This is a genomic window from Kribbella endophytica (genome assembly GCF_054781295.1).
In genome coordinates this window covers 177,027-196,839 of the sequence record NZ_BAAGUR010000008.1, presented here as the reverse complement: position 1 = coordinate 196,839, position 19,813 = coordinate 177,027, and the positions used below count along the sequence as shown (strand labels likewise).

Below are 19,813 nucleotides of genomic sequence, written 5' to 3'. Positions count from 1 at the left end.
GCCGCCCGCCGCCCGCCGCCCGCCGCCCGCCGCCCACCACCTACCAAGTACCGGCCACCGCTCGGGCGCTGGTACTTGGTGGGTCGCCCGCCGCCTATCAAGTACCGGCCACCGTTCGGGTGCTGGTGCTTGGTAGGTGAGCTCGGGATCTAGGCGGTCGCGAGTTCGGACGTGGGTGCCGAGCGACGGTCGAGTGCTCCGGAGATCAGGGCGAGGATCAGTGCGCCGACGGCCATTGCGGCGCCGGCCCAGTTGGTTGCTGCGTAGCCGTAGCCTGCCGCGATGACCAGACCGCCGAGCCAAGCGGCCAAGGCGTTGCCCAGGTTGAAGGCGCCGATGTTGACGGCGGAGGCGACCGTCGGAGCCGACGAAGCGCTGGCCAGCGTGCGGAGCTGCAGCGGCGGCGTGGTGGAGAACGCGAAGCCGCCGAGCAGGAACAGGGTGATGATCGCCGGGACTGGCCAGTGCGCGGTGAAGCCGAAGACGACCAGGATCAGCGCGAGCGAGCCGAGTGACGTGTAGAGGGTCGGCATCAGCGCGCGGTCGGCGAAGCGTCCGCCGAGCAGGTTCCCGAAGACCATGCCGATCCCGAACAGCACCAGCAGCCACGAGATCGCGCCCTCGGGCAGGCCCGCTTCCTCGGTCATCATCGGCGCGATGTAGGTGAACGACGCGAACACCCCGCCGAAGCCGAGCACCGTCGTACCGACCGCGAGCCACACTTTGGCGCTGCGGAACACGGCGAGCTCCGCGCGCAGGTTCCCGCCCGCGGGACGCGCGATCTCGGGGACCAGTGCCGCGATCCCGATCAGTCCGAGCACGCCGAGCCCGGCGACAACCCAGAACGTCGCACGCCAGCCGAAGCCCTGGCCGATGAAGGTGCCCATCGGGACGCCGAGCACGTTCGCGACGGTGAGCCCGGTGAACATCAGCGCGATCGCGCTCGCCTTCTTCTCCGGCTTGACGAGGTCGGAGGCGACCACCGCGCCGACGCCGAAGAACGCGCCGTGGCACAGCGCAGTGACGATCCGGCCGGCCATCATCACGCCGTACGACGGCGCCAGCGCGGACAGGATGTTGCCCGCGACAAAAATTGCCATCAGCAACAGCAGGAGCTGCTTGCGGCGCATCCGGTTGCCCAGGGCAGTCATCGGCAGGGCGCCGACGGCAACGCTCAGCGCGTAGCCGGTGATCAGCCAGCCGGCCGCGGGGATCGAGACGTCGAACTCGGTCGCAACCTCCGGCAGCAACCCGGCGATGACGAACTCGGTGGTGCCGATCCCGAACGCGCCGATGGCCAGCGCGAGCAGAGCGAGCGGCATGACTGTGCCTCCATGAATCAGTACGACTGTTACCGGCGTCGACAATACTTGCAGACGCGGACTAAAAACAAGCGCGGGTTAATGAGGGAGGCAAGGAACTGCGGAGGAGGGGAAGACTTGAAGAACGTGAAGAGCCGGGAGCGGGGGTGGGGAGGGGGAGGGAGTGGGGCGGGGAGTCGGCAGGCGGAGCGGGCAGCCGGAGCGGGGCTAGTCCCACTCCCAGGCGATGCCGATCAGGCCGGCATCCGTCGTCGGCGCGACCACGTGGACGCGCCCGTCGGGGCTCATCATCAGGTCCTGGTGCACCAGATCCGGCCCACTGGAGTGCCGCCGGCGGAACTCGGTGACGCGTACCGGCATCGCGTCGCGGTGGAACTGGACCTCGAGCACGTGATGCGTCCCGGGCCACTCGTGGAAGCGGTAGTACTGCGTGGACGGCATTCGGCTGCGGTCGTCGATCTCGTAGTGCAGTACGGCGGTGTCGCCGGGATGCAACGTGCGGTCGAGCAATAGCTCGCCGAGAATCGCGCCGGCCTCGGGGTCGCGGGCGACGCGGCCGGTGCGGCAGCCGGTCAGGCCGTTCGGCGTGATCAGTGCGACGTCGCAGCCCGGTTCGCCTTGGTGGACGACGATCTGGCGGTCGACCTCCTTGACCGCGACCAGGGTCTGTACGACGCGTTTCGACTGCATGCTGCGGTCCGGGCCGATGACGATCTCCTCGACCACCGTGACGCTGCGCAGCCGCCCGTGAGCATCACCTCGTACGACGTCGAGCAGTCGCGTCAGCGTTGCCGCGTAGTCGACCACGGCGTACGGGCGGTGGCTGACGGCGGTCTCCGGGCGAGCCGGCGGAATCCGTACGGCGAGCCAGCCGGTCGGCAGCTCGAGCAGTTCCTCCAGTGCCGTCACGACGGCCAGTGACGCGGCCCGGGGGAGTCGCCGACCGCTCTGCCAGGTGCTCAGCGTCGCGATGCCGACGTGCAGTCCGCGCTCGGCCAACCGGGCCTGGATCCGGTTCAGGGCAAGACCGCGGTCCGCGATCGCGATCCGGAGCGCGTCGGCGAACGGCGTCTCCGGTCCGATGTCCGGCACGTGAAAGCGCGTCTGCATCCGGTCAGATCCTCCTGGGCAGGAAGTGTAAACGTTCACAGCGCGCGATCGCAGCACCTCACACAGTGCTGTTCACCTCGGGGAGCGCGTTCACACCGTGTACGACGGCCGCCGGCGACCGCTTGCCCGGCTGTGTGCGGTTGATCACGATGAGTGGCCTCACCCCGCCCCAGAGAAGGAGGCCCCATGAGGAGGGTCAGCACGCACCGCCCCTGGTCATGGCTCGTGGCAACGATCGTCGGGTTGACGCCGCTCGTCCCGATCGCCGCGACGGCCGCGCCGGCGCCGGTCGCTCCCGCCACCCAGCAGGCCGTCGTACAGAACGCCGCTGTTCAGAAGGAAGCGGCCAGCCGGTACCTGAACGTCACCGGCCAGGCCCAGGAGAAGTCGAACTGGTGCTGGGCCGCCACCGGCAACAGCATCGCCAAGTACTACGGCAAGAACTACTCGCAGAACCAGTTCTGCAACCTGGCCTTCGGCTACAGCCAGAACGCCGCCTGCCCGAACGACCAGGCCACGCTGGCCAACGACCAGCGCGCGTTCCGCAGCATCGGGATCAGCCAGGGCAGCTACATCAGCGGCACGCTGAGCTTCGGCTCCCTGCAGACCGAGATCAACGCCAACCGCCCGGTGATGACGCGGATCGGCTGGAAGTCCGGCGGCGGTCACATGATGGACATCATCGGGTACGACTCGTCGAACTCGACGATCGAGTACTACAACCCGTGGGGCTCGGACCCGCGCTACAACACCGCCACCTACAACTGGTACCTGAACAACTCGCAGTTCCAGTGGACCCACTCCCTCTACCGGATCGGAGCCTGAGCATGAAGAAGCTTCGTTGGGTGGGTGCGCTGGCCGGCGGTTTGATGCTCGCGGCAACAGCTGCCGGTACGGCGGGAGCCGCGGCTCCTGGTCCGGATCTCGCGGCGGCGAAGGTGGCGGCGCACTCCGCGCAGGCCGGTCAGCTGATCGCGAAGGCGGCGCAGCGGCTGCCGCAGGCGGCAGCGAAGGCGGGCACGGTCGTGCAGCAGGACGCCGTACCGGTGTACGCGCTGAACCCGGAGTTCGTCGCCGGGAAGTCCGGTGACGTGGCGTCGCTCTGGTACGTCGCGACGTCGGCGTCGAAGGGTGGGGCCGCGATGACGGTCTACACCGCGCCGGACCAGTCGGGTGCGTGGCAGGCGGTGAACGTTGCCAGCGGCAACACGGAGTCGCGGATGGCCGGCGCGGCGAAGGGTGCGACGCTGTTCACCGAGCCGCAGATCGGGGCCTGGTACGCGCTCTCGGGTGATCAGGTCCGCGCGCTGAACCCGTCGGCGACCGAGGCGATCGGTGCGCAGCCGATCACGCTCTCGGCGTACCAGCAGAAGGTCACCACCCGGTACGCCGACAAGCAGCCCGGCAGCACGTACGACGCCAACGGGACCGCGGGCGGGTACGACGTCACCACAAGCACCGACTCGAAGTTCCCGATGGTGTGGGTGGCTGGTGCAGGCGGTGTGGTGCTGCTCGGGGCCTACACCCTGGTGCTCTACCGCAAGAAGCACGCCTAGAAAGCAGTTGGTGCAGGCAGGCGATCGCCTGCCTGCACCTCCCTGCGCACTCGGTCCGGATGTCGGGTCAGGACCGAGTGCCGTACAGGTGCTCGATCGCCAGTTGATCGAGCTGTTCGAAGGCCATGCCGCGGCGGCCGGCCTCTTCGGGGTCGAAGTCCTCGGCGCGCAGGGTCGCCAGGTTCTCGCCGGCGGCGAGCGTCGGCTGGGCGAGCTGGTCGAGGCGCGCGTCGAGCAGCGCCTGCTGGACCTCGGGATCGTTGCGGAAGGCACGGACCTTCGCGCGCAGGATCAGGTAGTTGCGCATGCACCCGGCCGCCGAGGCCCAGACGCCGTCCATGTCCTCGGTCCGCGGCGGCTTGAAGTCGAAGTGCCGCGGCCCGTCGTACCCGCCGTTCTCCAGTACGTCGACCGTCCAGAACGCACCGCGCGCGTTGCCGGCGCCGAACCGCAGGTCCTGGTCGTAGCGCGGCCCGTTCTGCCCGTTCAGGTCGGCGTGGAAGAGCTTGCCGTGCCACAGGGCCTGCGCGATCCCGTGCGCGTAGTTGAGCCCGGCCATCTCCTCGTGACCGACCTCGGGGTTGAGGCCGACCCGCTCGGAGTGCTCCAGCGACTCGATGAACGCCAGCGCGTGCCCGATCGTCGGCAGCAGGATGTCGCCGCGCGGCTCGTTCGGCTTCGGCTCGATCGCGAAGCGGATGTCGTAGCCCTGCTCGATCGCGTAGGACCCAAGGATGTCGAAGGCTTCCTTGTAGCGGTCCAGGGCCGACCGCACGTCCTTGGCCGCGCCCGACTCGGCGCCTTCGCGACCGCCCCAGGCGACGAAGGTCTCCGCGCCCAGCTCGGCCGCGAGGTCCAGCTGGTCGGCCGTCTTGCGGATGGCGTAGCGCCGTACGTCGCGGTCGTTGTTGGTGAAGCCGCCGTCGCGGAAGACCGGGTGCGAGAACAGGTTCGTCGTCACCATCGGGACCTTGAGGCCGGTCTCCTCCAGCGCGGCCCGGAACGGCTTCAGGTGCGCGTCGCGCTCGGCCGCCGTACTGCCGAACGGGAAGACGTCGTTGTCGTGGAAGGTGATGCCGTAGGCGCCGAGCTCGCTCAGCTTGTGCACCGCTTCGGCCGGGTCCAGCACCGGGCGCACCTCGCCGCCGAACACGTCGACGCCCTGCCAGCCGACCGTCCACAGACCGAAGGAGAACTTGTCCCCACGGGTGGGCGTGTAGTCGGCGTCTGTCATGGAAGATCCTCTCGAGGGGGAAGAGTGGTGGTCAGCGGCTGAAGCCCGCGGTGAGCCCGCTGAGCAGCTGCCGGCGGCCGATCGCGTACAGGATCACGATAGGCAACGTTGTCAGCACGACCGAAGCCAGGACGGCCGGCACGTTGACGGAGTACTGGCCCTGGAAGGTCCACAGCGCCAGCGGGAGGGTGCGTTTGTCGGGGCTCTGGGTCAGGATCAGTGGCAGGAGGAAGCCGTTCCAGACCCCGAGGCCGTTGTAGATGCTGACCGTGACGAGCGCCGGCCGGGTCAGCGGGAGCGCGAGGCTGCGCAGCATGCCCCACTCGCTCGCGCCGTCGACGCGCATCGACTCGAACAGCTCCTTGGGCACGTCGCGGATGAAGTTCGTCAGCACCAGCACCGAGAGCGGGATCGAGAACGCGATCGACGGCAGCACGATCGCCAGCAGGCTGTCGTACAGGTGCATCTTGATGATCAGCAGGTAGACCGGGATGATCGTCGCCTGCAACGGGATCGCGAGTCCCATCAGGAACAATCCGTTGACTCCGGCAAGGAACCGGCTGCCCGCGCCGCGGACGATCGCGTACGCCGCCATGAACGCGATCGCGACCGCGGGGATGATCGTCCCGGCCGTCACGAGCACGCTGTTCACGAAGTACCGCGGGAAGTCCGACTTGATCACCAGCTGGTAGTTGGCGATCGTCGGGTCGGCCGGCAGCGCGAACGGGTTCTGGGTGAAGAACGCGCTCTGGTCCTTGAAGGACGAGACCACGATCCAGTAGATCGGCACGATCACGATCACCAGCCACAGCCAGCCCGCCGAACCGCCGAGCCAGTTGAACCGGATCAGCTTGCGCCCGTACGACGTACCGCCGCTTGCTCGGGTCGTCGTCGCCTGGGCGCTGGTCGCCACCGCCATCTCACGCACCTTCCTGCTGGCTGGCCGTCGTGCTGCCGCCGACGCGGCGCAGGATCAGGGCCAGCGCGAGTCCGATCAGCACCAGCAGGACGGCGATCACGCTGGCCGGTCCCATCAGGTTGGCCTGGAAGCCGCGCTTGTACATGTCGAGTGCCAGCACGCGGGTGGCATCGCCTGGGCCGCCGGCGGTGAGCACGAAGATCAGGTCGAAGAACGTCAGCGAGCCGACCACCATCAGCGTCGACGACGTGATGATCGTGTACTTGAGCTGCGGCACCGTGATGCTGAAGAACTGCCGGACCCGGCCGGCGCCGTCGATCGAGGCCGCCTCGTACATCGTGGTCGGGATCTGCCGCACGCCGCCTTGGTAGATCAGCGAGTGGAACGGGATGAACTGCCACGACACCACGAAGATCACCACGCCGAGCGCGAGGTTGTCCTTGCCGAGCCAGTCCTGGGTGAGGAACCCGATGTGCAGTCCGGCGCCGAGCCCGAAGTTCGGGTCGAGCAGTGCCTTGTACGTGATCGCGATCGCGGCCGAGCTGAGCAGCAGCGGGACGAAGTACAGGATGGCCAGGAGAGCGCGGTACCGCTGACGCCCGGCCAGGAACACGCCGAGCAACAGGCTCAGCGGAGTCTGCACGGCCCACGACAAGATCATGATCTCGAACGTCACGAACAACGCGTGCGGCAGTCCGGGATCGCTCAGAACGCTGCGCCAGTTGGACAGGCCGGCCGGGTTGATCGCGCCGAGCCCGTCCCACTGGGTGAAGCTCAGGACCAGGACGCCGACCAGCGGGACGACGCCGAAGACCAGGAACATCGCGAGGGCCGGCAGGACCATCCACGCGACCGGGCCGCTCCGCCCGACCCGGGTCGAGCCGGTCCGCCCACCGGCCCGCGTCGGAGCCGGGGGAGCGGCTGCCGTCACTTGCCGATCACCGCGTTCATGCTGTCGGCGAACTGCTGCGGGTTGATCGAGAGCTGGAACAGCTTGGCGATGTTGTCCAGCAGCGCCTCGGCCTGGGTCGGGCTGAGCGCCTGGTCCCACGACTGCCCGAAGGTCTTGGCGTTGCTGGAGGTGTCGTAGACGAACTTCAGCCACTCGGCGTCGTTCTTGTCCGGTACGGCGGCCAGCTTGGCCTCGGTGCCCTTGACCACCGGCACGCTGCCGGACGCGATCCACGCGTCGACCGAGGCGGCGTCCAGGGTGTTGCCGGCGAGGAACTTCTTGGCGACCTCCTTGTCGGCGTCGCTGGCCTTCGAGGAGATCGACAGGTACTGCCCCGGGTTGCCGACGGTGCTGGTCGGGTCGCCCTTGCCGCCGTCGACCGGCGGGAAGTTCATGTAGCCGAGGTGGCCACCGGTGACGAAGTCGCCGCCGTCGGCCTTCATCCCGCCGTACGTCCAGGCGCCGTGCAGCATCATCGCGGCCTTGCCGGTGTAGAGCAGAGCCTGGTCGGCGTTGGAGTCGGCGGTGATCGAGGAGAAGCCCTTGATGAAGCCGTTCGCCTTGATCAGCTTCTGCATCTCCTCCAGCGCCTTGAGCGAGGAGGGGTCGGACCAGGCGTTCGCCTTGCCGTCGAAGATGTTCTGGAAGACCTCGCTGCCGCCGATCCGGTCGTACAGGAACTCCAGCCACATCATGTTGGTCCAGCGCGACTGGCCGCCGAGCGAGAACGGCGCGATCTTGGCCTCGTTGAACTTCGGCACCAGGTCGAGGATGTCGCCCCACGACTTCGGCGGCTCCGCGCCGACCTGCTCGAAGACCTTCTTGTTGTAGAACAGCACGATCGGCGTCGTGGTCTCGACCGGCATCGCGTAGATCTTGCCGCCGACGGTGGCGGCGCCGAACGCGGCCGGGAAGATCTGGTTCTTCAGCTCGGCGTTCTGGCCGAACCAACTGGTCAGATCCTCGACCTGGTTGGCGTCGACGTAGCTCTTCAGGCCACCGCCGCCCCAGCCCCAGATCAGCGTCGGGCCCTGGCCGGCGCCGATCGCGGTCTTGATCTTCTGCTTGAACGCGTCGTTCTGGAACTCGTTGGTCTTGAGCTGCGTGGCCGAGTTCGCGTCGTTGAACCGCTTGACCTGGGCCGCGCGGATGCCCTGCTGCGGCTGGCCGGTGAGGAACCAGTACGTCGCACCGGTGCCGGTGCTGCCTCCACCGGTCGAGCTGCCGGAGCTCTGTGGACCGGAAGTGCCGCAGGCGGCGAGGCCGGCCGCGACGGCGCCGGCACCGGTCAGGCGGAGGAACGTGCGCCGAGAAGTCGTCATGGGATCCACCCTGATCTCCGAAAATCCTGGCCGCGAGACTTCACGGCGGTTAAGACTGTGTTTCGTAACGTAGGTTTCGGTGATGTAGCTGTCAAGGTCTTGAAACTTTCGACTTTCAGGCTGCACTCTTAGCGATACATGCCGGTCGAAACAGCGAAATGTTTCGAGACCGTGCGGTGACTTTGATCGATCAAGAAGGAGACTTTCGTGGCAGCTCGAGACGATCGGCCGTGGCTGGACACCGCGCTCACGGCGGAGGAGCGGGCCGGGCTGCTGCTGGACGCGATGACGCTGCCGGAGAAGGTCGCGCAGCTCGGCAGCCGCTGGATCGGCAACGACATGGCTTCTGTGCAGGAGCTTCCGGCCGAGGACACGCTGAACGTCGCGCCGATGCAGGACGTGTTCGCCGAGGGTGGCGCGGTCTCGCTCGAGGACGCGAGCCGGCACGGACTCGGTCACCTCACCCGCGTCTGGGGCAGTGTCCCGCTGACGGTAGAGGAAGGTGTCGCCGAGGTCGTGCGGCAGCACAAGGTCGTGCTCGCGGGATCGCGGCTCGGCGTACCGGCGCTGGTGCACGAGGAGTGCCTGACCGGCTTCACGACGTACGGCGCGACGGTTTACCCGACAGCGCTGGCCTGGGGCGCGACCTTCGATCCCGAGCTGGTCGAGCGGATGGCCGGCGCGATCGGTCGCGACCTGGCCGCGTCCGGCGTGCATCAGGGGTTGTCGCCGGTGCTCGACGTCGTACGCGACTACCGGTGGGGTCGGGTCGAGGAGACGATCGGCGAGGATCCCTATCTGGTGGCGATGGTCGGTTCGGCGTACGTGCGCGGGCTGCAGAGCTCCGGGGTCGTTGCCACGCTCAAGCATTTCGCGGGGTACTCGGCATCGCGGGCCGGACGCAACCACGGGCCGGTGTCGATCGGGCGGCGCGAGCTGCTCGACGTCGTGCTGCCGACGTTCGAGACTGCGATCGCGACTGCTGGCGCTGGGTCGGTGATGACGTCGTACTCCGATCTCGACGGGCTGCCGGCCGGAGCGGATCCTTGGCTGTTCACGGAGTTGCTCCGGGACGAGTGGGGTTTCGAAGGGACGGTCGTCTCGGACTACTGGGCCGTTCCGTTCCTGGCGACGATGCACCGGGTTGCCGCGGACACCGACGCTGCGGGCGCGCTCGCGCTGACCGCGGGGACGGATGTCGAGCTGCCCGACACGATCGGCTTCGGGGCTGGACTGATCAAGCTGGTCGAGTCCGGTGAGCTGCCAGAGGACCTGGTCGATCGCGCTGCGCGGCGGTTGCTGGTGCAGAAGGTGAAGCTCGGGCTGCTCGATCCGGACTGGACTCCTGAGGGTTCTGTGCAGACGGTCGATCTGGACTCGGCTGAGAACCGCGAGCTGGCGCGGGAGATTGCCGAGCGGTCCGTCGTACTGCTGGATGCCGGTACGGCGCTGCCGCTGAGGGATGACCACCGGAAGATTGCTGTGGTCGGGCCCACCGCCGCGGAGCCCAAATCTTTCATGGGGTGCTACGCGTTCCCGAACCACGTGCTGCCGCGCTACCCGGACCGTGCCCTGGGCATCGAGGTGCCCTCGGCACTGGATGCCCTGCGCAACGAGCTTCCCGGCGTCGAGTTGCTGCACGCCCCTGGTTGCGAGGTGCAGGGCAACGATCGCTCCGGCTTCGCGGCGGCGGTCGACGCGGCGCGCGACGCTGACCTGTGCGTCGCGTACGTCGGCGACCTGTCCGGTCTGTTCGGGCACGGCTCGTCCGGTGAAGGGTGCGACGCCGAAGACCTGCGCCTGCCGGGTGTGCAAGCTGAACTGCTGGACGCATTGCTCGACACTGGTACTCCTGTCGTCGTGGTGGTCGTCTCAGGTCGGCCGTACGCGCTCGGCGGCATCGCGGATCGTGCGGCCGGACTGGTGCAGGCGTTCATGCCCGGCCAGGAAGGTGGCGCGGCGATCGCCGGAGTGCTCAGCGGACGGGTGATGCCGGGCGGCAAGCTGCCGGTGCAGATCCCGCGGCACATCGGTGGGCAGCCCGGTACGTACCTGCAGCCGGCGCTCGGGAGCGCGGAGAGCGCGGGGATCAGCGGGCTGGAGACCGTGCCGCTGTACCCGTTCGGCTTCGGTGCGTCGTACACGACCTTCGAGGTCGGAGCGCTGCGACTGAGCGAGACCGAGATCCCGACCGACGGTGAGTTCACCGCGACCGTGCAGGTGCGGAACACGGGGGAGCGGGCCGGCGACGAGGTGGTGCAGCTCTACCTGCACGACGTCGTGGCGCAGGTCGCGCGGCCGCTGAAGCTGCTGATCGGGTTCGCGCGGGTGTCGCTCGAACCAGGTGCTGCCGTCGACGTGACGTTCCGCGTCGACGCCGACCGGACGGCGTACACGGGACCTGACCTGCGCCGGATCGTGGAGGCGGGCGACATCGAGCTGCTGGCCGGAACTTCCTCGATCGACCTGCCCGCGCGCGGTACGGTGCGGGTCACGGGGGCGACTCGGGTGGTGGGGCACGATCGTACGATGGTGACCCCCGTCGGCCTGACGCCCGTCAGCGCAGCAGGAGGAGGAGTGTGAGCAGGTGCCGTCGTTGAGAGGCCGGGTCACGTTGGCCACCGTCGCCGCCTCCGCCGGGGTCTCGGTCGCGACGGTCTCCAAGGTGCTCAACGGACGCAGCGACGTGTCGGAGTCGACCCGTGCCCGGGTCCAGGAGATCCTGCGCGAGCACGAGTACGTCGGCCGCCGGCCGGAGCCGGTCGTCGAGCGGGCCGCCGTCGAGTTGTTCTACCAGGGCGTGCTCAACAGCTACTCGCTCGAGGTGATCCAGGGCGTCGTCGAGGCCGGGCAGGCCGCTGACGTGGACGTCGTCGTGAGCGCGCACCCGGAGCGGGCGCAGGCGCGGTCGGCGTCGACCGGTCGCGCGGCGCCGTGGATCCGGGAGATGACGGCCAACGGGCGGCGTGCGGTCATCGGGATCACCTCGGAGCTGACCGCCGCGGATGTGGCCGCGCTCTCGCGGGCCCGGTTGCCGCTGGTCGTGGTCGACCCGATGAACGTCGTACAGCCTGATGTGACGAGTGTCGGGTCGACGAACTTCGCGGGCGGGATGGCCGCGACGCAGCATCTGCTGTCACTCGGGCACCGGCGGATCGCCTATCTGGGTGGGGCGCCGACGTCGGGGTGCAACCAGGCGCGGATGAACGGGTACCGCGGCGCGATGGAGGCTGCCGGGGCGCCGGTGCCGAAGGACTACGTGTGGATGCGGGAGTTCCTGTACGACGACGGGCTCGCCGGTGGGGCCGCGTTGCTCGACCTGCCGGATCCGCCGACGGCGATCTTCGCGGGGAGCGACGAGGTCGCGCTCGGCGCGATGGAGGCGGCGCGGGCTCGGGGGCTTCGGGTGCCGGAGGATCTGAGTGTGGTCGGGTTCGACGACACCCAGGTCGCGCGGCTGGCGTCGCCGCAGTTGACGACTGTGCGGCAGCCGATCCGGGAGATGGGTGCGGTTGCGCTGCGTACGGCGTTGCAGCTGGCGGCGGGGGAGAAGGTCGACTCGCATCACGTGGAGTTGGCGACCCAGTTGATCGTGCGTGACTCGGCGACGGAACCGGCGCGCGTCAGCTCCTAGCTCGGCGCCGGGCCGGTGGACTCGCGGACGATCAAGCGAGGGACCAGCGAGATCTGCTGGCGTGGCGCTTCGGGGTCCTTGAGGCGGGCGCGGAGCACGTTGACCGCGAGCCGGCCGACCTCGGACTTGGCGGGGGAGACGGCGGTCAGCGGTACGTCGGACAGGTCGGCGACCTCGTCGTCGTAGCTGATGATCGACAGTTGCTGGGGGACTGCGATGCCGCGGGTGAGTGCGGCGTTGAGGAGGAGGTTCGCCTCGCGGTCGGCGAAGCAGATCACGCCGGTGACGCCTGCTGTCAGCAGGTCTTCCAGGAATCGATCGGCGTCCGCGGTGGTCCATCTCTTCGCGGCTCTGGTCAGCACGACGTCGTCCTTGAGCCCGGCGTACACCTGCGGCGCAGTGTGCGGGCCCGTCCGCTCGAGGTACCCGATCCTTCGGTGGCCGAGGCTCTTGAGGTGGTTGACCGCAGCCCGCGCGCCCGCCGCGTGGTTCGACCCGACGAACTCGTGCACGGTCGCCGGATCCTCGAGTCCGCGCTCGACCAGTACGACCGGCAGACCGAAGTCGTCATCGTGGACCGGCTCGTCGGGCGCGACGATCAGCCCGGCAACGCCTGCCTTGACGAGGCTCTCCAACGCCTGGCGTTCCTCGGCCTTGTCCCACTCCGTGCTGCGCAGCATCATCTGGCCGCCGTGCTCGGCGAGCTCGCGTTCGATGCCGACGATGATGCGCGGGTAGTAGTACGTCATCGACGGTACGGCGACGCCGACCAGCGGGCCGACGACCTGGTCGGCGATGTACATGCCCGAGCCCTGCCGCCGGTAGACCAGTCCGTCCTGGACCAGCAGGTCGACCGCCCGCCGTACGGTGTTGAGACTGACGCCCTGTTCGTCGGCCATCTGCTGCTCGGTCGGCAGCTTCCCGCCCGGCCAGCGCAGCCCGGCGATCCCGCGCCGCAGCTCGTCGGCGAGGTGGCGGGCCTTCTGCCCGCGCGCGACCGGCTCTGTGCTCACGGAGCAGAGCCTAGCGGCGTACGTCGGGAAAGTCATTAGAATGAATCTCTTGCCAAAGGGAATGACCAGGGCCAGACTCGTTCGACAGTGATCCCGCCGACCCCGAGGAGACACTGTGCGACGCCGGACCTTCCTGACCCTCTCGACCGCGGCCGCCGCGGCCACCACCCTTTCCCTGCCGACCGCCTTTGCGGCTCCCACCGACTTCGCCGCGCTGCGGGCGAAGTGGGCCGCCGACCTCACCGGCCGGGACGTGATCGACCCCGCCGACCCGGACTTCAAGGCCGCCCTCGGCCGGATCGACGCGGCCGTCGCGTTCTCGCTCAGCAAGCTCGACCGGTCCGCCGGACGGAAGCTCGTCTTCACCGATCAGCCGTTGACCGCCGATCCGTCGGTCGCGAACACCTACGTCCGCCTCGAGCAGTTGGCGACCGCCTGGTCGACGCCTGGCTCGGCGTACTACCAAGCGTCGGCGCTGCTGGCCGACGTACTGGCTGCTCTGGAGTCGATGAACACCCTGATCTACAAGGCCGGAACCGTTGAGTTCGGCAACTGGTGGTCGTGGGAGATCGGCGCGACGCGGCCGCTCGCGTCGACCATGGTCCTGCTGTACGACGAGATCCCGGCCGAGGCGCGGGCCCGGTACTGCGCCGCGATCGACCACTTCGTGCCTGATCCGTACTACATGTTCCCGCCCGCGCGGCGCGCTCTCTCGACCGGTGCGAACCGGGTCGACCTGTGCCAGGCGATCATCGTGCGTGCGTTGGTGACCGACGACGAGGCCAAGCTCGTCCACGCGCGCGACGGGCTGAGCGACACCTGGCAGTACGTGACGACCGGCGACGGCTTCTACCGCGACGGTTCGTTCGTGCAGCACACGTGGGTGGCCTATACCGGGACTTATGGGCACGTCCTGCTGAGCGGGATCGGCAAGCTGCTCGCGCTGCTGGCGGGATCGCCGTGGGCGGTGACGGACCCGAAGCGGCAGATCCTGTTCGACTCGGTCGCGAAGGCGTACCTGCCGGTGGTGCACGACCTGCGGATGACCGACTTCGTCCGTGGGCGGGCGGTGTCGCGCTCGAACGCGTCCGATCATGACGACGGGTACACGGCGGCCGAGGCGATCCTTCGGTTGGCCGGTGGGGTCGACGCGGCGCTGGCCGCGCGGTGGCGGTCGGCTGTCGCGGGCTGGGTGCAGCGGGACACCTACGGGAACATGTTGACTGGGGCAACGATTCCGCGAGTGGCGCTGGTGAAGTCGCTCGCCGGGGTGACTGCTGCGCCGGAGCCTGACGGGCACACCTTGTTCGCGAGCATGGACCGGTCGATCCATCGGCGCGGTGGTTGGGCGTACGCGATCTCGATGGCGAGCCGGCGGATCGCGTACTACGAGGCCGGCAACGGCGAGAACGATCAGGGCTATCACACGGGCTCGGGGATGACCTACCTGTACGACCGGGACAACGGGCAGTACGCCGACGGGTTCTGGCCGACGGTCGATCGGTATCGGCTGCCTGGCATCACGGTCGACAAGTTGCCGCTGCCGCCGAAGGCCGGTGGTGAGTGGGGGGCTGCTCGGCCGGCTTCCGCTACGTGGGTCGGTGGGTCGACGCTGGGTGGGTACGCCGCTGTTGGTCAGGATCTCGAGGGGCCGTCGTCTCCGCTGCGGGCTCGCAAGTCGTGGTTCTGCTTCGACGAGTACGTCGTTGCGCTGGGCGCTGGGATCACTGGGGCCAGCGGTCATGCGGTGGAGACGGTGGTGGAGAACCGCAATCTGCATGCCGGTGGTGTGAACAAGCTGGTGGTCGACGGCGCGCTGACGGTGCCTGCGCTGGGGGACACGGCGTCGATCGCGCGGCCTCGCTGGGCGCACCTGGACGGTGTCGCCGGGTACGTGTTCCTGCCGTCTTCTGGTGCGTCCTCGCTGCGCGCGGTCCGGGAAGCGAGGACGGGCTCGTGGCGGGACATCAACGCCGGCTGTTCCGCTGATCCGATCACGCGGCGCTACGTCACCCTTTGGCTCGACCACGGCGTGGATCCCACCAACGCGTCGTACAGCTATCTACTCGCCCCCGGCGCAACCGCCGCCAGAACCCAGCAACTCGCGAGATCTTCAACTCTCCGCGTCCTCGCCAACACCGCCGACGTCCAAGCCGTCACCCAGTCCGGCCTGACCCTCGCCAACTTCTGGCGCCCTGGTCGGGTCGGCAACCTGTTCGCCGACCACCCCTTGTCGGTCATCCAACGTCAACAAGGCAGAGACTTCGAGCTCGCGCTCTCCGACCCGACCCAACTGGCGACGACGATCCGCCTCCGCCTGCTCCTCCCCGGCGCCCAAGTCCTGCAGTCCGACGAGGGAATCAGCACCCGCCGTACGCCGCTCGGCCTGGAGATCACCGTGGACGTGAAGGGCGCAGCCGGAGCAAGCCGAGTGGTGAAGGTGCGCCTGGGGTAAGCGCGCGAGATGGGGTCTGGACCCCATCGTCCAGCGGTGCGGGGGCGGCGAGACTCGACGGACAAGGTTTGTTGCTGTCGGTGTTGATCGCCGGCGGGACGAGAGTCGAGGTGACTGATGTCCGCACCGCTGGTGATCGATGGGAAACGGGACGGTGTCATGCAGGCAGGTGATATTGCTGTCGGCGTGCCGACCGTGACTGTGACGGATCCGGTGGCCAAGGCGGTGCGGATGATGGCGGTCGGGCGGCTCCCGGGACTGATCGTCGTGGACGAACAGTCCCGGCCGACCGCCGTCCTGCCCGGCTCCCAGGTACTACGGCTGGCGATCCCCGGATCCTTCCAGGAGGACCCGATGCTCGCCCGGACAGTCGACGAGGCGAGTGCAGACTCGTTCTGGCGTGAGCTCGGCGGCCTGACCGTCGGCGACTGCCTGCCGCGCCAACCATTGCGCCCGGCAACAGTCTCGCCCGACGCGACCCTGCTCGAGATCGCCGCGTTGATGGCCCGCCTGCGCAGCCCGCTGGTCGCGGTCGTCGGCGCGGACGGCGTACTGCTGGGGGCGATCACGCTGGAGCGGTTGTTAACCAGCTTGGCGGTCACCGGTCCCGGCGAGCCGCCGCCGGTCTGACGTGCGGCCGTACGTCGCGCTGGCGATCTTCGCGCTGGCGTTCTTCTTCATCGCCACCGAGAAGGCGAACAAGGTCAAGGTCGTCCTGCTGGCGGCCGCCGCGATGGTCCTGCTCGGGCTGGCGCCAGGGTCCGACGTGTTCTTCTCCGAGCACGAGGGCATCGACTGGAACGTCATCTTCCTGCTGCTCGGGATGATGATCATCGTCGGGATCATCAAGCAGACCGGCGTGTTCGACTACCTCGGCATCTGGGCGGCCAAACGCTCCCGCGGCGAGCCGTACCGGTTGATGGTGATGCTGATGGTGATCACCGCGATCGCCTCGCCGTTCCTGGACAACGTCACCACGATCATGCTGGTCGCGCCGGTCACCGTGGTGGTCTGCGACCGGCTCCGGATCCCGGCCCAGCCGTACCTGATCGCCGAGGTGCTGGCCTCCAACATCGGCGGCGCCGCGACGCTGATCGGCGATCCACCGAACATCATCATCGGCAGCCGCGCCGGCCTGACCTTCAACGACTTCCTCGTCCACATGGCGCCGATCGTCGTGGTCGTCTTCGTGGCCTTCGTACTGCTGAGCCGGTTCCTGTTCCGCAAGTCGTTCCGCTACAACCCTGCCGAGGTCGCCGCGGTGATGGCGCTGCAGGAACGCCGGGCGATCAAGGACGGCCCGCTGCTCGTGCGCTGCCTCGTCGTACTGGCCCTGGTGGTCGTCGGTTTCGCGCTGCACTCGGTGCTCCACCTCGAGCCGTCGATCGTCGCGCTCGTCGGCGCCGGCGCGATGATCCTGGTCTCGAAGGTCGACGTACCGGAGGTGCTGCGCGAGGTCGAGTGGTCGACGCTGGTCTTCTTCATGGGCCTGTTCGTGATGGTCGCCGGCCTCGTGCACACCGGGGTGATCGAGACGATCGGTCACTGGGCGGTCGAGCAGGTCGGTGACAACTACCTGGTCGCGGCGACCGCGTTGCTGTTCGGGTCGGGCGTCCTGGGCGCGTTCTTCGACAACATCCCGTACGTCGCAACGATGACGCCCGTGGTCGAGGGAGTCGTTGCCGAGGCACCGGATCCTGCGACCGGGCAGTCGTTGTGGTGGGCCTTTGCCCTGGGCGCCGACTTCGGTGGCAACGGTACGGCGGTTGCCGCGAGCGCCAATGTGGTTGCCCTCGGCATCGCATCGCGCACCGGCCACCACATCACGTTCTGGCAGTTCACCCGGTACGGCATCGTGGTGACCGCGCTGAGCATCGCGATGGCCTGGGTCTACGTCTGGCTCCGGTACTTCGCGTGAACCACCTCGATGTCGATGGCGTCGACCAGCAGCCCTTCGACCTCCACACCGTGCCCGGCCTCCCACGCGCTGCGCTCGATCGTCGTCCGGACCCGCAGTACGTCGTCGACGCCGTGGTCGGCGAGCAGCCGCCGCAGGATGCCCTGCACCTCGGCAAGCGTCGTACCGATCGGGTCGGCCAGGGCGCCGGCGGTGACCGGGTCGACAACGCGCAGTACGGCGGTGACGAGCAGCTGGACCTGTATGCCGTCACGGGTGAGTGCGGCGACCGCGGTCGGTACGTGCTGCGGACCGCGGGGGAGGAGACGGCAGCTGTCGAGGCCGGGAACGCGGAAGGCGATGCCGGTGGCAACCACGCGTCGTACGCGACCGCAGCGGGTGATCACCAGCCAGTGGCCAGTCGATGCCGTGCGCAACGAAGTGGTGGCCAGAACGGCCAGCGAGACGGCGCCGGTGAGGACCCAGCGGTCGGTGGTGTCGGCCGGTGGCAGACTGGCGAGAATCGGAAGGAGACTCATGGTCAGCTCCTCGGAGTGGTCGCCGTACGCGGCGGCCGGTGTGGTGCGGCGGAACGGCCGGAGCCCTGGACCGTCCGCCGCGCCTCCAGTCTCGTCGGGCGAGGCGACGGACGCCATGAGTGCTACCACCCACCTTCGGCGGGCTGCGTGGACACGGCGGGTGACCTGGGCGAAGGTGGAGCGATGACCTCTGGGATGCGGCTTCCTCTGTACTGGCGGGTCTGCCTGATCAACGGGCTGCTGTTCGTGGTCGGGACGATGGCGCTCGCGTTCCTGCCGGTGACCGTGTCGGCGCGGGTGCTGGTCTCCGAGGCGATCGTGCTCGTTCTCGGGCTGGCGGCGATCGTCGGGCTGAACTCGCTGCTGCTGCGGACGAGTCTGGCGCCGCTCGATCGGCTGGTGCGGATGATGGACGAGGTGGATCTGCAGCGGCCGGGGCAGCGGTTGCCGGAGGGGCGCAGTGGGGTGGCGACGAAGCTCGTGCGGAGCTTCAACGCGATGCTGACCCGGCTCGAGACCGAACGCGGGACGAGCAACGCGAAGGCGCTCGCGGCGCAGGAGGCCGAGCGGCACCGGATCGCGCAGGAGCTGCACGACGAGATCGGGCAGAGCCTGACCGCCGTACTGCTCGGGCTGAAGCGGTTGTCCGACCGGGTGCCTTCGGAGTTGGCCGACGAGTTCCGGTTGGTGCAGGAGACGGCGCGCGCGGGGCTGGACGAGGTGCGGGAGGTGGCGCGGCGGCTGCGGCCCGGCGTACTGGAGGACCTTGGGCTGCACAACGCGCTGGCCGCGTTGGCGTCGGAGTTCTCGTCGCACGGGATGCGCGTACGACGGGTGACGTCGCCGGGGTTGGCCGCGCTGGCGCCGGAGACGGAGCTGGTGATCTACCGGGTCGCGCAGGAAGCGCTCACCAATGCGGCCAGGCACTCGGGCGCCACCGAGGTCGAGGTCTCGCTGCTCCGCCAGGGCACGCAGGTGGTGCTGGTCATCGAGGACAACGGTCGAGGCTTCCGCGGCGGGGCGGGCTCCTCTCGCGACGAGGGAAGGGCGCCCGCGGCCAAAGCGGGAGCCGAGCGAAGCGAAGGCGGCGGGGCCGACGTACCGATGGAAGGAGCGGGGATCCGGGGCATGCGGGAGCGCGCTCTCCTGGTGGGCGGCGAGCTGCGGGTCGGTCCTGGGCAGCGTGGAGGAGTTCGGGTGGAGTTGAAGGTCTCGTGATCCGCATTCTGCTGGCCGACGACCACGCGCTGGTACGGCGCGGAGTGCGGCTGATCCTCGACAGCGAGCCCGATCTGACCGTGGTCGCCGAAGCAGGCGACGGCGCGGAGGCGGTCGAGATCGCACGCACGACGCCGATCGACCTCGCCGTACTGGACGTCGCGATGCCGCGCATGACCGGCTTGCAGGCCGCTCTCGAGTTGTCGCGGCGCAGGGAACCACCGCGGATCCTGATGCTGTCGATGTACGACCACGAGCAGTACTTCTTCGCCGCGCTCAAGGCCGGGGCCTCCGGCTACGTGCTGAAGTCGGTCGCCGACCGCGACCTCGTCGACGCCTGCCGCGCGGCCGGGCGCGGCGAGTCGTTCCTCTACCCGGGCGTGATGAGCACGCTCGTCCGCGACTACCTCGATCGAGTACGCCGGGGAGAGCGGCTGCCCGGCCAGGTGCTCACGCCCCGCGAGGACGAGGTGGTCAAGCTGATCGCCGAAGGTCACTCGTCCAAGGAGATCGCCGGCGCGCTGACGATCAGCATCAAGACCGTCGAACGCCACCGCGCCAACATCCTGCAGAAGCTCGGCATGCGCGACCGCACCGAACTCACCCGCTACGCGATCCGCGCCGGCCTGATCGAGCCCTGAC

At 68.8% G+C, this 19,813-nt stretch carries 17 protein-coding genes; 9 read left to right on the top strand and 8 right to left on the bottom strand.

Features of this window, described 5'->3' with window-relative positions:
* Positions 1-149: 149 nt before the first annotated feature.
* Positions 150-1,322, bottom strand: coding sequence for an MFS transporter (locus ACYVIO_RS42205; RefSeq protein ID WP_460656652.1), 1,173 nt, complete (start codon positions 1,320-1,322; stop codon positions 150-152).
* A 207-nt stretch (positions 1,323-1,529) separates the two neighbouring features.
* Positions 1,530-2,432: a hypothetical protein gene (locus tag ACYVIO_RS42200; RefSeq protein ID WP_460656651.1), complete on the bottom strand. Its 903-nt coding sequence runs from the start codon at positions 2,430-2,432 to the stop codon at positions 1,530-1,532.
* Positions 2,433-2,618: 186 nt separating this feature from the next.
* On the opposite strand from ACYVIO_RS42200, the gene ACYVIO_RS42195 reads away from it, so the two are divergent.
* Complete coding sequence (locus ACYVIO_RS42195; RefSeq protein WP_460656650.1) at positions 2,619-3,257, top strand: papain-like cysteine protease family protein; 639 nt, start codon at positions 2,619-2,621, stop codon at positions 3,255-3,257.
* 2 nt (positions 3,258-3,259) lie between these two features.
* Positions 3,260-3,988, top strand: a complete 729-nt coding sequence (locus tag ACYVIO_RS42190) for a hypothetical protein (RefSeq protein ID WP_460656649.1) — start codon at positions 3,260-3,262, stop codon at positions 3,986-3,988.
* 67 nt (positions 3,989-4,055) lie between these two features.
* On the opposite strand, the gene xylA is transcribed toward ACYVIO_RS42190, so the two are convergent.
* The 4 genes from xylA to ACYVIO_RS42170 are packed head-to-tail and all read right to left on the bottom strand — an operon-like array spanning position 4,056 to position 8,415.
* Complete coding sequence (gene xylA / locus ACYVIO_RS42185; RefSeq protein WP_460656648.1) at positions 4,056-5,222, bottom strand: xylose isomerase; 1,167 nt, start codon at positions 5,220-5,222, stop codon at positions 4,056-4,058.
* Between the two features lie 31 nt (positions 5,223-5,253).
* Positions 5,254-6,141: a carbohydrate ABC transporter permease gene (locus tag ACYVIO_RS42180; protein ID WP_460656647.1), complete on the bottom strand. Its 888-nt coding sequence runs from the start codon at positions 6,139-6,141 to the stop codon at positions 5,254-5,256.
* A 1-nt stretch (position 6,142) separates the two neighbouring features.
* A complete protein-coding gene (locus ACYVIO_RS42175) occupies positions 6,143-7,072 on the bottom strand; it encodes a carbohydrate ABC transporter permease (protein ID WP_460656646.1) in 930 nt (309 codons plus the stop codon).
* Positions 7,069-8,415 carry an extracellular solute-binding protein gene (locus ACYVIO_RS42170; RefSeq protein WP_460656645.1) on the bottom strand — a complete coding sequence of 449 codons (1,347 nt, stop codon included), beginning with the start codon at positions 8,413-8,415 and terminating at the stop codon, positions 7,069-7,071. The genes ACYVIO_RS42175 and ACYVIO_RS42170 overlap by 4 nt, the downstream gene beginning before the upstream one ends.
* Positions 8,416-8,622: 207 nt before the next feature.
* Between ACYVIO_RS42170 and ACYVIO_RS42165 the strand changes: the two genes are divergently transcribed.
* The gene (locus ACYVIO_RS42165; protein ID WP_460656644.1) at positions 8,623-10,998 is read left to right on the top strand and encodes a glycoside hydrolase family 3 N-terminal domain-containing protein; all 2,376 of its coding nucleotides are present in this window, start codon (positions 8,623-8,625) and stop codon (positions 10,996-10,998) included.
* 4 nt (positions 10,999-11,002) lie between these two features.
* Positions 11,003-12,049: a LacI family DNA-binding transcriptional regulator gene (locus ACYVIO_RS42160; protein ID WP_460656643.1), complete on the top strand. Its 1,047-nt coding sequence runs from the start codon at positions 11,003-11,005 to the stop codon at positions 12,047-12,049.
* Here the strand turns inward: ACYVIO_RS42160 and ACYVIO_RS42155 are convergent.
* Complete coding sequence (locus tag ACYVIO_RS42155; protein ID WP_460656642.1) at positions 12,046-13,062, bottom strand: substrate-binding domain-containing protein; 1,017 nt, start codon at positions 13,060-13,062, stop codon at positions 12,046-12,048. The genes ACYVIO_RS42160 and ACYVIO_RS42155 overlap by 4 nt on opposite strands.
* Positions 13,063-13,177: 115 nt before the next feature.
* On the opposite strand from ACYVIO_RS42155, the gene ACYVIO_RS42150 reads away from it, so the two are divergent.
* The 3 genes from ACYVIO_RS42150 (at position 13,178) to ACYVIO_RS42140 (ending at position 17,435) form a co-directional block, all read left to right on the top strand.
* Positions 13,178-15,517: a polysaccharide lyase 8 family protein gene (locus tag ACYVIO_RS42150; protein ID WP_460656641.1), complete on the top strand. Its 2,340-nt coding sequence runs from the start codon at positions 13,178-13,180 to the stop codon at positions 15,515-15,517.
* A 117-nt stretch (positions 15,518-15,634) separates the two neighbouring features.
* Positions 15,635-16,147, top strand: a complete 513-nt coding sequence (locus ACYVIO_RS42145; RefSeq protein WP_460656640.1) for a CBS domain-containing protein — start codon at positions 15,635-15,637, stop codon at positions 16,145-16,147.
* A 1-nt stretch (position 16,148) separates the two neighbouring features.
* Positions 16,149-17,435, top strand: a complete 1,287-nt coding sequence (locus ACYVIO_RS42140) for an ArsB/NhaD family transporter (RefSeq protein ID WP_460656639.1) — start codon at positions 16,149-16,151, stop codon at positions 17,433-17,435.
* On the opposite strand, the gene ACYVIO_RS42135 is transcribed toward ACYVIO_RS42140, so the two are convergent.
* Positions 17,408-18,070: an SPFH domain-containing protein gene (locus ACYVIO_RS42135; protein ID WP_460656638.1), complete on the bottom strand. Its 663-nt coding sequence runs from the start codon at positions 18,068-18,070 to the stop codon at positions 17,408-17,410. The two genes, ACYVIO_RS42140 and ACYVIO_RS42135, sit on opposite strands and share 28 nt — an antisense overlap.
* Positions 18,071-18,136: 66 nt before the next feature.
* On the opposite strand from ACYVIO_RS42135, the gene ACYVIO_RS42130 reads away from it, so the two are divergent.
* Both ACYVIO_RS42130 and ACYVIO_RS42125 read left to right on the top strand, forming a co-directional pair.
* Positions 18,137-19,171 (top strand): HAMP domain-containing sensor histidine kinase, encoded by a 1,035-nt coding sequence (locus ACYVIO_RS42130; RefSeq protein ID WP_460656637.1) that lies wholly within the window; start codon positions 18,137-18,139, stop codon positions 19,169-19,171.
* A complete protein-coding gene (locus ACYVIO_RS42125; RefSeq protein WP_460656636.1) occupies positions 19,168-19,812 on the top strand; it encodes a response regulator in 645 nt (214 codons plus the stop codon). Before ACYVIO_RS42130 ends, ACYVIO_RS42125 begins: the two co-directional genes overlap by 4 nt.
* Position 19,813: the final 1 nt, after the last annotated feature.

Coding starts and splice junctions, on each gene's coding strand:
- ACYVIO_RS42205 (WP_460656652.1), bottom strand. CDS start 1,322: ATGCCGCTCGCTCTGCTCGCGCTGGCCATCGGCGCGTTCGGGATCGGC.
- ACYVIO_RS42200 (WP_460656651.1), bottom strand. CDS start 2,432: ATGCAGACGCGCTTTCACGTGCCGGACATCGGACCGGAGACGCCGTTC.
- ACYVIO_RS42195 (WP_460656650.1), top strand. CDS start 2,619: ATGAGGAGGGTCAGCACGCACCGCCCCTGGTCATGGCTCGTGGCAACG.
- ACYVIO_RS42190 (WP_460656649.1), top strand. CDS start 3,260: ATGAAGAAGCTTCGTTGGGTGGGTGCGCTGGCCGGCGGTTTGATGCTC.
- xylA (WP_460656648.1), bottom strand. CDS start 5,222: ATGACAGACGCCGACTACACGCCCACCCGTGGGGACAAGTTCTCCTTC.
- ACYVIO_RS42180 (WP_460656647.1), bottom strand. CDS start 6,141: ATGGCGGTGGCGACCAGCGCCCAGGCGACGACGACCCGAGCAAGCGGC.
- ACYVIO_RS42170 (WP_460656645.1), bottom strand. CDS start 8,415: ATGACGACTTCTCGGCGCACGTTCCTCCGCCTGACCGGTGCCGGCGCC.
- ACYVIO_RS42145 (WP_460656640.1), top strand. CDS start 15,635: ATGTCCGCACCGCTGGTGATCGATGGGAAACGGGACGGTGTCATGCAG.
- ACYVIO_RS42135 (WP_460656638.1), bottom strand. CDS start 18,070: ATGGCGTCCGTCGCCTCGCCCGACGAGACTGGAGGCGCGGCGGACGGT.
- ACYVIO_RS42130 (WP_460656637.1), top strand. CDS start 18,137: ATGACCTCTGGGATGCGGCTTCCTCTGTACTGGCGGGTCTGCCTGATC.